This window comes from Kocuria atrinae C3-8 (assembly GCF_000286355.1).
Classification (GTDB): Bacteria; Actinomycetota; Actinomycetes; order Actinomycetales; family Micrococcaceae; genus Kocuria; species Kocuria atrinae_A.
In genome coordinates, this window is sequence record NZ_AJXN01000138.1 from 1 (window position 1) to 13,683 (window position 13,683).

Genomic DNA, 13,683 nt, shown 5'->3' on the forward strand with positions numbered 1-13,683 from the left:
TGTCAAGCCCCGAGTTTTGTAGAGGGATTTCTATCTGGAAATTGATGCCAACGCCCGAGCAGGCAGCTGCGCGTGGACTACTTCGAACTCGACAGGAGGCACGTGCCCGATCTCGCCATGAAGACGGCGATGGTTGTACCAATCGACCCACTCAGCGATCGCGACCTCGACATGCGACACATCCCGCCACGGCCCGTGATTCCGGACCAACTCAGCCTTGAACAACGAGTTCAAAGCCTCCGCCATCGCGTTGTCATACGAGTCACCACGGGACCCGACCGACGCGACAGCATCCTCCACCGCGAGTCGCTCCGCGTAGCGCACGGCACGATACTGAACTCCGCGGTCGCTGTGATGGACCAGACCGGACAGATCGTCACCATCACGCCGACGTGTCCAGATCCCCATCTCCAACGCATCGATCGCCAACGCCGTGTACAACCGCGTTGACACCTGCCAGCCCACGATCCGACGAGAGAACACATCCAAGACGAACGCGACATACGCCCATCCGGCGAACGTCCGCACATACGTAATATCCGCGACCCACAACTGATTGACCGCCTCGGCCGTGAAGTCACGATTGACGAGATCTGCAGGCCTGTCCGTCTCCGGGGCCGGCTTCGTCGTCCGGGGCCCCTTGGCTCGGCTCACGCCGCGGAGTCCCGCCGTCCTCATCAGCCGCTCCACGGTGCACCGGGCCACCTCGTGGCCCTGTCTGCGTAGTTCGGCATGGACCTTACGCGCTCCGTAGACGCCGTAGTTCTCCTCGTGCACCTGCCTGATCTCCTCTGTCAGCTCCGCATCCCGCCGGCGCTTGGTGAAGGCTTGCGGGTGCGGTGGGCGTAGTAGCTGCTCGGGGCGATCTGCAGCACCCTGCAGATCGGCTCGACCCCGTGCTCATCCCTGTGCGCGTCGATGAACGCGCACATCATCGCGAGGGGCGGTCGAGCTCCGCCGCGAAGAAAGCCGAGGCTTGCCGCAGGATCGTGTTCGCACGCCTGAGCTCGCGGTTCTCCCGTTCAAGCTCCGCCATCCGAGCCGCGTCTTCCGACGTAGTACCCGGCCTGAGGCCTTCATCAACCTCGGCCTTCTTCACCCAGGTACGCAGCGCTTCGGGGTGGACACCGAGTTGCTCGCCGATCCGATTGAACGCGCCCCTGCGAGCTTCGGGATCTTTGCGCGCATCGATCGCCATCCTCGTGGCTCGCTCGCGTAGCTCGTCGGGGTACTTTCGTGGTGCGACCATGCCGCCCATCCTTCCGGGTTATCGATGTCTCCATTAAACCCGGGGCGATTCATGGTGTGGCCATCTGTTCATAACCGGTGGCATATCCCAGTCCCGCAGCCAGCATGCCAAGGGAAACGGCTGTAGCCGGGAGTGTCTTAGTCATTGTCTTCGTCTTCATCACATGTCCTTTCGAGATTGTGATTGAAAGCACTCCCTACTATGCCTGGGTGCTTTGTATATGGCTAGAGATGAAGGATGACCTTGGGATCTGCTCCTGAATGTTAATTGAGTGGGCTTGTCAATCTTCGAAAGAAAGGTTATGACTGCCGCTTACTCTGAATTTTGCATTCGTGGTTTGGCCTGACGGTGTGAATTTTGAGGAATTTGAACAAGGGTCGTTTATTTGCATATTGCCAAGTTGACTGGCACCGTTTTTGATTCTTATGACCAAAATTGCTCAGATCCAGCCCTCTTCCCATGCCTTCTGCGCGGCCTGCTGGCGGCTGCTGACTCCCAGCTTGGCAATGGCGGAGGAAACGTAGTTCCTGACGGTCCCGGCAGCGAGGTGGAGTTCGTCGGCGGTCTGTGCGAGAGTTTCATGTTCCGTGGTTGCACGTAGTACGTCGAGCTCACGCTCGGACAACGGACAGTCCGTGCCAGTGAGGGCGCTGGCCGCTATCTCCGGGTCCACGTACCGCGCTCCGCCGGCCACCGTGCGAATGACTTCAGCGAGCTTTTCTGAGGGCGTGGACTTGGGTACGAAGCCCTTGACGCCGGCGGCTAGGGCCCGTCTCAGGACGCCCGGACGAGCATGACGGGTCACCATCACGATGTGTGTATCGATCTCCCGGAGGATGTTGGACGCTGTGTCGACACCGTCGGTGGGAGGCATTTCAAGGTCCAATACACACACGCTGGGGCGGTGTTCCTGCGCGGCAGCGAGGGCATCAGTACCGTTGTCGACCTCGGCGACGACATCGAAATCATCCTCGAGATCCAGAAGCGCAGCCAGGGCACCGCGGATCAGGTGCTCGTCGTCGGCAAGCACGATGGAAATGGGGGAGTTGTTCACTGTGAGTCGTCCTTGTCGTGTGCGGCTGAGGAGTCCATAGATCTGGGCACCGAGACCCTGAGGAGAAATTCGTTCTCTGGAGTGATCTCGGTAGCGAGCTGTCCTCCAAGGTCCGCGAGGCGGCGTCTGAGTCCATCGAGGCCGGAGCCGCCTCGGAGATCAGCTGAAGGCTGCGTCGCGGAGGCGGGAGCGCCGTCGTTGCGAATTCTGAGTTCCACAGCAGATGTGGCGCCAGCGGAGGAGGAGTCTTGGAGGGAGAGGTCGAAGTCAGCGGTGCTCGCGTGGGAATGCCGCAGGATGTTGGTGGTCGCCTCGCGGACCGTGAGTCCCAGGACTGATCCGAGTTCCGCGGACTCCGACTGTTGGGACCACGTGGCGATCAGTGCCGGCACGTTGACGTTCGTCGTGACGCCCGCGGACTCCAACACGGCAGAGGCGTTATTCAGCTCCTGGGTGAGTGTGGTCTTCCTGTACCCCTGGACCAGGGCGCGGGTCTCCTGCAAGGCGGTCTGAGCGGCGTCGTGAGCTTCGAGAATGTGTGGTGCGGCGGCTTCCGGTCGGTCTTTGGCGAGCAAGCGGGACGCGAGATCTGTCTTCAGGCTGATCACCTGGAGATGGTGGCCCTGAACGTCGTGGAGATCGGCCGCGAAGCGCAATCGTTCGTTGGTGATGGCCAGTTCTGCCGCCTGTTGGCGGGTGGTATCGAGTTCGACCATGACCGCCCAAACCCACAAGGATGTCGGCGCACCGATGACAGCGAAGAACGATACCCAGGTGACCCAGACCAGTCCTTCCGTGTCAGCGGGCTGCCCGTTGATGAGAGTTGCCACGTACAGGTGAATGGCGGGGAGGAACATCGAGATCATGATGAGCCACCATCGACCTTGTTCAGGGACAGCGCAGATGTGGCCAGGACGAATGCGACCGGTAAGGCGCCGACTCCAAACGCGGGAGCAGCCCACAAACTGATCAGCGCTGTGGCGACCCCAAGAATGCAGGCGATGGCCATGGGCCGAGTTCGGAGCGTTCTGCTATTGACCCCTCGACGGACCCTGTAGATGGCTGCCGCCCAAGGCAACAGGGCGAGCGCACCCAGTACTGCCGCCACCACCGCGATGGGTTGCGGATCGCTCACGAGCCGCACAGCGATGCCTAGGCCGTAAACGAAAAACGCCAGAAACATGAGCGACAGATACGTGCTCCACCACACCATGGCCATGTCGCGGCGCTGGTGCATTGACGCCGCTGTCGAGCTACTGGGCGTCGTGTCATGGGCTGCCGTTGATCGGTCCGTGGAAAGGGCCATAGAAACACCCTAAGCGCTGTTCACCCCGGATATGACAGCTGTCATAGGGGTTTGATGACACCGCACGCCCAACTCGTGACAGGGCGACACTAACGGCGTGGACCGGATCCCGGAAGAGTGGAACTCAACAAGCCAACCGGAACTCGCCGGTTCACAGATCGAAAGGACAGACCAATGCTCGACTGGTTGCAGACCTCCGTAGAAGCCACCGGACCCATGGCACAGGCATTCTTCCTGATGCTCGGCGGGGCCATCCCGTTCATCGAGTCCTATGGATCATCATTCCTGGGCGTCGTAGTAGGTGTGCCCCTGTACATCTCCGTTCCGGCCGCGGTCCTGGGCAACATCATCTCAATGCTCGTCCTGGTCCTCGGCGCTGAAAAGCTCCACAAGCTGTTCCGTAAGAACAAGCCGGCTGCGGAGCCCAGCAAGCGGAAGCAGAAGTTCTACCGCTTGTTCGAGAAGTACGGCGTGGCCGGTGTTTCGTTGATCGGCCAGTGGTTCCTGCCGAGCCAGATCACCTCGTCCATGATGGCGGGAGCAGGCGTGGCCAAGGGCAAGATCATCTTCTGGCAGGTCATCGCCATCGCCCTGTGGGGCGTGGTGTTCGCGGGATTCGCCACGGCGGGCATCAACATCATCGGCGTTGCCTGACCTGGCGCGGTTTGCGCGAACCGCCGCCCCAGAAAACGAGGGACTCACCCCGACAAAGGGTGAGTCCCTGTTCGTGTGCGCGGATAGTCAGTTCTTGTCGTTGATACCGGGCACCACGGCGCCGGTGGGCAAGCCCTTCTCCGCATACCCGCGGTACACCGGCTCCCAATCCAGGGGAGTGGTCATCGTGTCCCCGGTGAGTACGCTCTGCATCGCGTGCAGGCACACGTGCCAGCCAGCTGCATTGCGGGCCGCAGTGTTCTCGGCCTCCAGAAACTCGATGAACGTGAGCTTGCTGCCCTGTTCGCTGGGCTCGACCGTCATATCGACCTCGGAATCACCCCATGTGAACGACCAATGGCGCTCCGGTTCCCAATTGGTCACGGTGCCGGTGCTGGATTCCATGTGCGGGTCACCGGTGAACACGATTCCGCCGCCTTGGTGCGCATTCAGTTGCACGCGTGAGGGGAACCAACGGCTCATGGCCGGTGCAGTGGCCACGGTGTCCACAGCTGTCCGGGTGCCACCGGGTACTCACGTTCGAAGACGATGGCGGGGCGGTCATCAATGACCTCGTACGTGCCGTCGTGGTATTGCGGGGCGCTGTTCATCACGGGTACGGACTCCTTGGTCGGGGCCTCGGGCTCGGCGCGGCTGAGCGCGCCATGATGCACCCATTCAATCCCGCGGCGGGGCTTCCCACAACTACCGACCTAATTAACGCCGACGGCGCGGGCGAGGAAAACTCGCGCGGCGCCGTCGGCGATCGGTCTGGGGAGCAAGAACCCGTCACGCCGAGACGGGGGAGTCCTCCGGGGCCTTCAGGTCATGGCGGCGATTCTTGAGGATGCGATCCATGATCGTCGCGATGGCGCCGTCACCGGTCACGTTGCATGCGGTGCCGAACGAGTCGATGGCGATGTAGGTCGCGATCATCAGACCAACGGCCGTCTCGTCGAAACCGAGCACAGACTGCAGGATGCCGACCGCAGCCATGATGGCGCCGCCGGGAACGCCGGGGGCGGCCACCATGGTGACGCCCAGCAGGAAAATGAAGCCCACGTACTGCCACGAGTTGATGGGCATGCCCGTGATCGTCATGATCGCCAGGGAGAACAGGACGATCTTCATGGTGGATCCGGACAAGTGGATCGTGGCGCACAAGGGAATGGTGAAGCCTGCCACGCGGTCGTCAACGCCATTGCGTGCTGCGGACTTGAGCGTCACCGGAATGGTTGCCGCCGAGGAGGACGTGCCCAGCGCGGTGGCGTAAGCGGGGAGCATGTTCTTGAGCAGTACGAAGGGATTGCGCTTGGCGACGATTCCAGCAACCACGTACTGGATGACCAGGATGACCACGGTCATGATGAACGCCAGAATCACGATGCGGAAGAACGTGGAAATGATGGTGGTGATCTGCCCGTTCATGGTGATGCTCATGAACATGCCAAAGATATAGATGGGCAGCAGCGGAATGATGACCTTTTCCACGATCATCATGATGATGATGCGCAACTCATCGAAGCCCTTGTGGAGCGAGTTGCCCTTGATCATGGTGATGCCCACGCCCAGGCAGAAGGACAGTACCAGTGCGGTCATGACATCGAACACGGGCGGCATGGTGATTTCGAAGAACCCGGACAGCGCGTGGTCCTCAGGGTTTTCCAGTGAGCCCACCGAGCCGCGGTCGCCCAATAGCCACGGGTAGCTCGCCTTGGCCACGAGGAACGCCAAGAGGCCTGCGAAGACCGTGGATCCGTAGGCAATGCCCGCGGTGACGGCCAGCCACTTGCCCGCGCCACGCCCGAGGTCGGCGATGGCCGGGGTTACCAGCGCCACGATCAACACGGGGATCAGGAACCCCAAGAACTGGCTGAAGATGCCGTTGAAGGTCAGGAAAACGCGTGCGACGGCTTCGGGGAAGAACATTCCGCATACGATGCCCAGCACGATGGCCACCAGTACCCGCAGCAGCAGGTTTTTGGACAGGGAACGAAGACTCATGGTTCAAGATCTCTCGGGACAAGGAGGGGTATTGGTTCAACGACACGTTCTCACGATTGTGGCCGTGCCGATGTCGCTGACACCGTCCGTTTCGAACGGCGGTGACCAAGCTGACCCACGGTTGAGGGGACGCCGACCGCGTCCCCTTTGTAGAATGCAATGAACACTACCGCGACACCTCTTGTCGCTTCCACGCTTTTGGCCTTCGGGCCCACAAGGAGATCCCTTTGACCGATTCCGAACAGTACGGTTCCCGCGACAATTCCGAGCGTTCCGGCGGAGACCGACGCCGCGGCTCGGGCGGGCCCGGCGGCTGGAACAACCGCGGAGATCGGGATCGCTCCTGGCAGGACCGCGGCGACTCGAGGGATCGTCGGGACGACCGTCGTTCTTTCGATGGCCGCAGGGAGGATCGGGGCGGCGATCGTCGAGACTTCCGCCGTGATGACCGTGGCGGGGAACGTAGGGATGATCGACGCCGGGACGGCCAGGGTGGCGAAGACCGCCGTGGACCTCGACGCTGGGACGACCGCCCCCGCAACGACCGCTCGGATGCGCGGTCGGGTGATCGCAAGGGTCAGAGCCGACAGTTCGATCGGTTCCAGGATCGCAAGGACGGCCACCGTTCGGAGCGCCGCAGTGGTGACTGGGAGCGCAAGCGCGAAACCGGTAACCGGAGCCGCACCTGGGAGGACCGCGGGGGTTCACGTGACCGCCGTGATGACCGAGGCGGGGACCGCCGCGACGATCGCCGTTCCTTCGACGGTCGCCGCGATGACCGCGGTGGAGATCGCAGGGACTTCCGCCGTGAGGACCGTTCCAACGACCGCCGTGATGACCGCGGGGGCCGTTCCGATGGTCGACGCGCCGAGGGATACGGCGGAGGTGACCGTCGCGAGAACCGACGCTGGGATGATCGTCCCCGTAACGACCGCAACGACCGTCGGTCCTACGGAGACCGCACCGATGACCGGCGCAACGACCGTGGAGGCCGTTCGGACGACCGTCGTTCCTTCGATGGACGTCGTGATGACCGTGGCGGGGATCGACGTGATGTCCGTCGTGATGACCGCGGTGGCCGTTCCGATGGACGCAAGGACTTCCGCGGCGATGACCGCCGTGACGACCGCCGTTCAAGTGAGGGACGTCGTGACGATCGCGGTGGGGATCGTCGTGACTTCCGTCGTGATGATCGTGGTGGCCGCCCAGACGGCCGCAAGGACTTCCGCCGTGACGACCGTTCCGGTGGTCGGCGTGATGATCGGCGTCGCGACAACTTTGGTGGCGACGATCGCCGCAGGGACGCTGACCGCGAAGAGCGCATGACCCGACGGGATCTGAACGATCTGGACAAGCCCCGGTTCATTGCGCCGGACATCGACGAGGACGTCACGGGTCGCGAGGTCGACAAGCCTACGCGTCGTCAGCTCGAGGCACTCGAACCCCGCAACGCGGAGCGAGTTGCCCAGCACCTGGTCATGGCCGCGCGCTACCTGGAGGTGGATCCCGAGTTCGCGCTCGAGCACGCCAACGCCGCCGTGCGGAAGGCCGGCCGCATTGCGGTTGTCCGTGAAGCAACGGGTGTGGCTGCCTACGCCGCCGAGGATTATGCGCTGGCGCTCAAGGAACTTAGGACACATCGCCGTATTTCCGGCTCGGAAGAGCACCTGCCGCTCATCGTGGATTGCCAGCGCGCATTGGGTAAGGCCGAGAAGGCTCTCGAGGAAGCTCAGTCGAGCGCGGTCGAGAAGCTGGATGCTGCGGGCAAGGTGGAATTGGCCATCGTGGTCTCCGGAATCCATGCGGACGCCGGCGACAACCAGGCATCCCTGAAGGCCCTGCAGATCCCGCAGCTCGACAAGAACCGCGGTTTCTCCTACAGCCCGCGCCTGTTCCGCGCCTACGCAGAAGCATTGCGCGGTGTCGGCCGGGACAAGGAGTCCTTGAGCTGGGAACGCCAGGCCATCGTGGCCGAGGCCGCACTCGGACTGGGACAGTTCTCCGAACCGGAGATCGTGGACCTCGGCGACGACATCGACCTGGACGCCGCCAAGGAGACCGTTCGCGAGGCCGGTGAGCGCCACAGCGAAAACGTCGACGCCACGGCCGAGACGCCTCACGAGTCTGCCAACGCGACCAACGCGACCAACTCGGGTGTTGGTAATGCCGAGGCGGACGACGACGCTCCGGCCACCAACGCTGTCGACAGCCAGGACGACGTCGCCGTCACCGAGGCATCTGCTCCCGTAGAGGCCGAGGCGTCCGCACCGTCTGCCCAGCGCACGGACGACGAGGCGGGCGACAACACCGACTCGGGCGTCGCCGCTCCTTCCGAGGCCGACGACGCCGCGGAACCTTCCGAGACAACGGCTCCCATGGAGCCGGGCGAGTCCCAGACCGTGGCCCCCGCGTCTGAATCCGGAGAGACCGCTGAGACCGGTGACGATTCCGAGAACCATGACCGATGAGCCGCTGATCAGCCGCTTTGACGCGCTGCTCTGCGACCTGGACGGCGTGGTCTATGCGGGTCCTGATGCCATTGATGGTGGACCGGAATCACTGAACCGTGCCGTGGAGATGGGCGTTCCGGTGATGTACGTGACGAATAACGCGTCACGCCCACCGGCCGCCGTGGCTGAGCACATCTCGGAACTGGGCGCGCCGACTCGGGAAAGCAACGTGGCCAGCTCCGCTCAAGCTGCGGCCAAGCTGCTGGCCGGTCGACTCCCCGAGAAGGCCAAGGTGCTGATCACCGGTGCGCAGGCGCTCGCGGACGAAATCAGCGCGGTGGGCCTGACTCCGGTCTGGTCACAGTCGGAAGAGCCCGTCGCAGTGGTTCAGGGCTTCAACCCCAAGCTCGGGTGGGAACAGTTGGCCGAGGCTGCCTACACTTTGGCCGATGAATCGGTGCTGTGGTGCGCGACCAATACCGACCTAACCATTCCCAAGGAACGTGGTATCGCGCCGGGTAATGGCACCCTGGTGGCGGCGGTGGCCGCGGCCACGGGGCGCGAGCCCATCGTTGCGGGCAAACCCCAGGCGCCGGTGTTCCACGAGGCCGCCGATCGCGCGAAAAGCCAGCGCCCCGTGGTGGTGGGCGATCGCCTCGACACCGATATCCGTGGTGCCCACGCCGCAGGTATGGAAAGCATCGAAGTGTTCACGGGAGTGGACACTCCGGAAACCGTGTTGCGCACGTGCGATCAGGAACGACCGACGTATTTGCTGGGCAACTTGCGGGAACTGTTCGAGGCATACCCCGATCCGCAGGTTTCCCGCGAGGACAACAGTGATCAAGAAGTGACCGCTACGTGCCGTGACGCCATTGCAGTTGCACGAGACAACGGTGTGCGGATCCAGGCCCCGGAAAACAGTCTGGACGGCTGGCGTGCCGCGTGCGCCGCATGGTGGGCGCTGCACCCGGACGCTGAAACCCCGACCGATCCCGAAGTGACGTGGGAGGCGGCACGATGAGCGAGCAGTTCCCGAATGACAGCTGGGACGCCCCCGACAGCAACGCTCCGGACCTCGATGCCCAGGAGTTCGACGTCGTGGATGACGATGCTGCCTACCGTGCAGACTCTGATCCGGTGCCCGTCACCGGGCTGGATTCCGTGGACCGGGTGCTCGCCAAGGAAGCAGCGGTGAGCGAGCTGCCGGTCAACGAACGTGCTGCGGCGTATCAGGAACTCCACGCTGAGTTGGAAGCGATCCTGAACCAACAGCCCGGTTCCCTCCCCACTGGACTCACGGGCCAGTGAACCAGCGCCTGGACCAAGCCCTGACCACACGAGGGCTCGCCCGGTCCCGGACGCTTGCGGCGTCCTGGATCCGGGACGGACGCGTCAGCGTGAACGGCTCGCCTTCCACCAAGCCGTCCCTCAAGGTGACTGACGAGGACCAGCTGGAGGTGGCGGCGTCGGCGGCGGACGAGTACGTCAGCCGAGCGGGGCACAAACTGGCCGGCGCGCTGGATACCTTCACCGAGATCGACCCGTCAGGACTACGGTGCCTGGACGCCGGGGCGTCCACCGGTGGATTCACTGATGTCTTGCTGCGCCGCGGCGCGCGCGAAGTGGTCGCGGTGGACGTGGGCCACGATCAACTGGTGGCCGAGCTGCGCAACGATGAGCGCGTGCGCGTGTTCGAGGGTCTCAACGTGCGCTACATGTCCCCGGAAGACATCGGTGGGCCGGCGGACCTGACCGTGTGCGACTTGTCGTTCATCTCGCTCACCCTGGTGACGGATGCGCTCGGGCGTGCCACCAAGGACGGAGGAGACGTGCTGTTCATGGTCAAACCGCAGTTCGAAGTGGGCGTGCACAACCTCTCGCGCACCGGGGTGGTGACCTCCGAACGGGAACGACGCCGCGCCGTGGACGGCGTGATCGCGGCCGCCGAAAAGGCCGGCCTCGAAGTGAATGGCAGGGTGGAAAGCCCCCTGCCGGGCCAAGACGGTAACGTGGAGTTCTTCGTCTGGTGCCGTAAGCGAAGCACCGTTCAGCGAGTCGGATCGCTCGCGTAGTCTTAGCAAAGTCCGTTCGACCGCAGACCGAATCGCAGGAGGATGACCCGAACACGTGAGCCGGAAAATCTTGGTCATGACACACACGGCAGGCGTGACGCCAAGGACGCCGCCCGTCAGTCCTGCGCGCAATTGCACGACGCCGGGCTGACTCCTGTGCTGTCCCGCCGAGATCTGGAAGCGTTGCAAGCGGATGGCCAGTCCATGGCTCCCGTGGAGATCGTCGAAGAAGACGTGGCTCTGCGGGACATCGAACTGGTCATGGTGCTCGGCGGCGACGGCTCCATCTTGCGTGCAGCTGAAGTGGTCCGCGGCGTGGACACCCCGCTGTTGGGCGTGAACCTGGGGCACGTGGGGTTCCTGGCCGAATCCGAACGCTCCGGTCTCACCGAGACCGTCGAGGCGATCGTGGACGGCCGGTACACCGTGGAACGCCGCATGGCGCTGGACGTGACCGTGTGGGAGAACCAGAAGAAAGTCCTCCACACCTGGGCACTCAACGAGGCCTCGGTCGAAAAGGGCAACCGCGAAAAAATGGTGGAAGTGGTCATCGAGGTGGATCGCCGCCCGCTGTCCACGTTCGGTTGTGATGGTGTGGTCATGGCGACCCCCACCGGTTCCACCGCCTACGCCTTCTCCGCGGGCGGACCCGTGGTGTGGCCGGAGGTCGAGGCGCTGCTCATGGTCCCGCTCTCGGCGCACGCCTGTTCTCACGCCCGCTCGTGATTTCCCCGCGTTCCACCATGGCGGTGGAGGTGCTGACTCGCACCGACGCGCGCGGCGTGCTGTGGTGCGACGGTCGCAGGACCGCAGATCTGCCGCCCGGCTGCCGCATCGAGGTGCGCCGCTCGGACAAGCCAGTCAACTTGGCGCGCATGCACGCCACTCCGTTCTCGGAACGTCTCGTCAAGAAGTTCGAACTGCCCACCGCCGGTTGGCGCGGCCCACTGCCCAGCGAGCAGCTGGAGGCCAAGACCACGGCACTGCCCATGGTGGAACCCAAGCACAACGTGGTCTCCGAAGAACACGGATTCCCCAAGCTCAGTGTGGGGCGGGAGATTCCGTACGATCCTATTTCTGCTCGCGACAGCGACAGTGCGCGGCACATCCTCGACCAATCCCCGGACCGATCCTCGTCAGGTGAGAACCCGAGCCAATGATCGAAGAAATTCACATCCATGACCTGGGTGTCATCACGGATGCCGTGCTGCCCCTGGGACCCGGACTCTCCATCCTGTCCGGTGAGACCGGTGCCGGTAAGACCATGGTGGTCACCGCCCTCGGCATGCTCCTGGGCAACCGTGCGGACGCGGGCGCGGTGCGTTCCGGAAGTGGCAAGGCCCTGGCCGAGGCGACCGTCATGGTGCCGGCCACGCACGGCGCGGTTGAGCTCGTGGAGGAGGCGGGCGGCGTCGTCGACGTCGAAACCGTGAACGGCCGGGACGAGGCGCAGATCCTGTTGTCCCGAACCGTTTCCGCTGAGGGTCGGAGCCGCGCGCACGTGGGCGGACGTTCGGCGCCGTGGGAACTGGGCGCGTGGGGGAGACCTGGTGGCCGTGCACGGTCAGTCCGATCAACTGCGGCTGAAGTCCGCGGTGGCTCAGCGCAAGGCTCTGGACGAGTATGCGGGGGCGCCACTGGCCAAGGAACTGGCCGAGTACCGCGAGAAGCTGGCCCGCTATCGGACCATCGTGGCAACCCTGCGCGAGATCAAAGAGAACATGCGCGAGCGAGCTCTGGAGGCCCAGAGCCTGACCACCGCGCTCGAAGAAATCGATGCGGTGGAGCCGATCTCCGGTGAGGACGTTCAACTGGACGCCGAGAGCGAAAAGCTCACCAACCTCGAGGCATTGCGTTCGGCGGCCGTGACCGCGCAGGCCGCGTTGAGCGGAACGGACGCGGACGACGAGCCCACCGCCAATGCCGTGGCTTTGCTGTCCCATGCTCAGCAAGCACTCGACCATGAGTCGGATTCGGATGCAGATCTGGCCGAGTTGGCCACGCGGGTGCGTGAACTCACGGTGGTCGCCGCCGACGTCGCCGCGGACCTGTCCGGGTACGCGAGCGGTCTCGACGAGGACGGCCCCGCGCGGTTGGCTCAGGTGGAGCAGCGCCGTAACGCGCTGCGGACCCTCACACGCAAGTACGGGACCACGATCGACGAGGTCATCGAATGGGCGGACACCGCCCGCGGTAGGCTCTCCGACCTGGTGGACGACCCGCAACGCGACGAAGAACTGCGCTCCGAGGCCCACGCCCTGCACCAGGAATTGCTCGAGCGCTCGCAGACCATGCTGGAGCTCCGACGCAAGACCGCCGAGAAGCTGTCCCAGGCCGTGAGCAAGGAATTGACCGCTCTGGCCATGCCCAACGCGTCGCTGGTGGTATCGGTGGAACCCACCGAACAGTTCACCGAACACGGTCGCGACGAGATCGAGTTCATGCTGGCACCCCACCCGGATGCCAAGCCCCGGCCGCTGGGCAAGGGCGCCTCCGGTGGTGAACTCTCCCGCATCATGCTGTCCCTGGAAGTCGTGCTGTCCGAAGTGGACCCGGTGCCGACCTTCGTCTTCGACGAGGTGGACTCCGGCGTGGGCGGTAAGGCCGCGGTGGAAATTGGTCGGCGCCTCAAGATGCTGGCCAAGAACGTTCAGGTGCTCGTGGTGACGCACCTGCCGCAGGTCGCCGCCTTCGCGGACCACCACGTGCTGGTGACCAAATCTTCGGATTCCACGGTTTCGGACGTGAGAGTGCTCACGGACGAGGAACGTGTGGTGGAATTGGCCCGCATGCTCGCGGGCCACGAAAACTCTGAAGCGGCGCGGGAACACGCCCGCGAGCTCTTGCGGGACGCAACCGCATGACACAACTGCCCCTCAACTCAACGCAAC

12 protein-coding genes, 3 pseudogenes and 1 other annotated feature are annotated in these 13,683 nt (G+C 63.9%); of the genes and pseudogenes, 8 read left to right on the plus strand and 7 right to left on the minus strand.

Features of this window, described 5'->3' with window-relative positions; translation table 11 throughout:
- Positions 1 to 30 precede the first annotated feature (30 nt).
- The 4 genes and pseudogenes from YO9_RS18775 to YO9_RS0113655 all read right to left on the minus strand — a co-directional run bounded on the left by YO9_RS18775 (position 31) and on the right by YO9_RS0113655 (position 3,540).
- A pseudogene (locus YO9_RS18775) lies at positions 31 to 1,249 on the minus strand (IS3 family transposase).
- Positions 858 to 971: a sequence feature (AL1L pseudoknot), on the minus strand. It overlaps the preceding pseudogene by 114 nt.
- 439 nt (positions 1,250 to 1,688) lie before the next feature.
- A complete protein-coding gene (locus YO9_RS0113645) occupies positions 1,689 to 2,303 on the minus strand; it encodes a response regulator transcription factor (RefSeq protein ID WP_016997997.1) in 615 nt (204 codons plus the stop codon).
- The gene (locus tag YO9_RS0113650; RefSeq protein ID WP_016997998.1) at positions 2,300 to 3,169 is read right to left on the minus strand and encodes a sensor histidine kinase; all 870 of its coding nucleotides are present in this window, start codon (positions 3,167 to 3,169) and stop codon (positions 2,300 to 2,302) included. The genes YO9_RS0113645 and YO9_RS0113650 overlap by 4 nt, the downstream gene beginning before the upstream one ends.
- Positions 3,166 to 3,540: a hypothetical protein gene (locus YO9_RS0113655; RefSeq protein ID WP_016997999.1), complete on the minus strand. Its 375-nt coding sequence runs from the start codon at positions 3,538 to 3,540 to the stop codon at positions 3,166 to 3,168. The genes YO9_RS0113650 and YO9_RS0113655 overlap by 4 nt, the downstream gene beginning before the upstream one ends.
- Positions 3,541 to 3,783: 243 nt before the next feature.
- Here YO9_RS0113655 and YO9_RS0113660 point away from each other — a divergent pair, with 243 nt between their 5' ends.
- The gene (locus tag YO9_RS0113660; RefSeq protein WP_016998000.1) at positions 3,784 to 4,263 is read left to right on the plus strand and encodes a small multi-drug export protein; all 480 of its coding nucleotides are present in this window, start codon (positions 3,784 to 3,786) and stop codon (positions 4,261 to 4,263) included.
- Between the two features lie 87 nt (positions 4,264 to 4,350).
- Here YO9_RS0113660 and YO9_RS0113665 read toward each other — a convergent pair whose 3' ends face one another.
- The 3 genes from YO9_RS0113665 to YO9_RS0113670 all read right to left on the minus strand — a co-directional run bounded on the left by YO9_RS0113665 (position 4,351) and on the right by YO9_RS0113670 (position 6,267).
- Positions 4,351 to 4,764 (minus strand): SRPBCC domain-containing protein, encoded by a 414-nt coding sequence (locus YO9_RS0113665; RefSeq protein WP_223286594.1) that lies wholly within the window; start codon positions 4,762 to 4,764, stop codon positions 4,351 to 4,353.
- On the minus strand, positions 4,743 to 4,937 hold the full coding sequence (locus YO9_RS18780; protein WP_016998002.1) for a hypothetical protein: 195 nt from the start codon (positions 4,935 to 4,937) through the stop codon (positions 4,743 to 4,745). Before YO9_RS18780 ends, YO9_RS0113665 begins: the two co-directional genes overlap by 22 nt.
- Positions 4,938 to 5,052: 115 nt before the next feature.
- Positions 5,053 to 6,267, minus strand: coding sequence for a dicarboxylate/amino acid:cation symporter (locus YO9_RS0113670; protein ID WP_016998003.1), 1,215 nt, complete (start codon positions 6,265 to 6,267; stop codon positions 5,053 to 5,055).
- A gap of 441 nt (positions 6,268 to 6,708) precedes the next feature.
- Here YO9_RS0113670 and YO9_RS18785 point away from each other — a divergent pair, with 441 nt between their 5' ends.
- From YO9_RS18785 to recN, 7 genes and pseudogenes are all read left to right on the plus strand, one after another.
- The gene (locus YO9_RS18785; RefSeq protein ID WP_223286595.1) at positions 6,709 to 7,593 is read left to right on the plus strand and encodes a hypothetical protein; all 885 of its coding nucleotides are present in this window, start codon (positions 6,709 to 6,711) and stop codon (positions 7,591 to 7,593) included.
- Positions 7,590 to 8,735, plus strand: a complete 1,146-nt coding sequence (locus YO9_RS18790; protein WP_016998005.1) for a prolipoprotein diacylglyceryl transferase — start codon at positions 7,590 to 7,592, stop codon at positions 8,733 to 8,735. The genes YO9_RS18785 and YO9_RS18790 overlap by 4 nt, the downstream gene beginning before the upstream one ends.
- On the plus strand, positions 8,725 to 9,741 hold the full coding sequence (locus YO9_RS0113680; protein WP_016998006.1) for an HAD-IIA family hydrolase: 1,017 nt from the start codon (positions 8,725 to 8,727) through the stop codon (positions 9,739 to 9,741). Before YO9_RS18790 ends, YO9_RS0113680 begins: the two co-directional genes overlap by 11 nt.
- A complete protein-coding gene (locus YO9_RS0113685; RefSeq protein ID WP_031273349.1) occupies positions 9,738 to 10,028 on the plus strand; it encodes a hypothetical protein in 291 nt (96 codons plus the stop codon). Before YO9_RS0113680 ends, YO9_RS0113685 begins: the two co-directional genes overlap by 4 nt.
- Positions 10,025 to 10,792 (plus strand): TlyA family RNA methyltransferase, encoded by a 768-nt coding sequence (locus YO9_RS0113690; protein ID WP_016998008.1) that lies wholly within the window; start codon positions 10,025 to 10,027, stop codon positions 10,790 to 10,792. Before YO9_RS0113685 ends, YO9_RS0113690 begins: the two co-directional genes overlap by 4 nt.
- Positions 10,793 to 10,834: 42 nt before the next feature.
- Positions 10,835 to 11,952, plus strand: a pseudogene (locus tag YO9_RS0113695) (NAD kinase).
- Positions 11,949 to 13,656, plus strand: a pseudogene (recN, locus tag YO9_RS0113700) (DNA repair protein RecN). Before YO9_RS0113695 ends, recN begins: the two co-directional pseudogenes overlap by 4 nt.
- The last annotated feature ends 27 nt before the right edge of the window (positions 13,657 to 13,683 follow it).

Bases quoted from the DNA above. Each gene is read 5' to 3' on its own strand.
- YO9_RS0113650 (WP_016997998.1), bottom strand. From the start codon at position 3,169: ATGATCTCGATGTTCCTCCCCGCCATTCACCTGTACGTGGCAACTCTC.
- YO9_RS0113655 (WP_016997999.1), bottom strand. From the start codon at position 3,540: ATGCACCAGCGCCGCGACATGGCCATGGTGTGGTGGAGCACGTATCTG.
- YO9_RS0113660 (WP_016998000.1), top strand. From the start codon at position 3,784: ATGCTCGACTGGTTGCAGACCTCCGTAGAAGCCACCGGACCCATGGCA.
- YO9_RS0113670 (WP_016998003.1), bottom strand. From the start codon at position 6,267: ATGAGTCTTCGTTCCCTGTCCAAAAACCTGCTGCTGCGGGTACTGGTG.
- YO9_RS18790 (WP_016998005.1), top strand. From the start codon at position 7,590: ATGACCCGACGGGATCTGAACGATCTGGACAAGCCCCGGTTCATTGCG.
- YO9_RS0113680 (WP_016998006.1), top strand. From the start codon at position 8,725: ATGACCGATGAGCCGCTGATCAGCCGCTTTGACGCGCTGCTCTGCGAC.
- YO9_RS0113685 (WP_031273349.1), top strand. From the start codon at position 9,738: ATGAGCGAGCAGTTCCCGAATGACAGCTGGGACGCCCCCGACAGCAAC.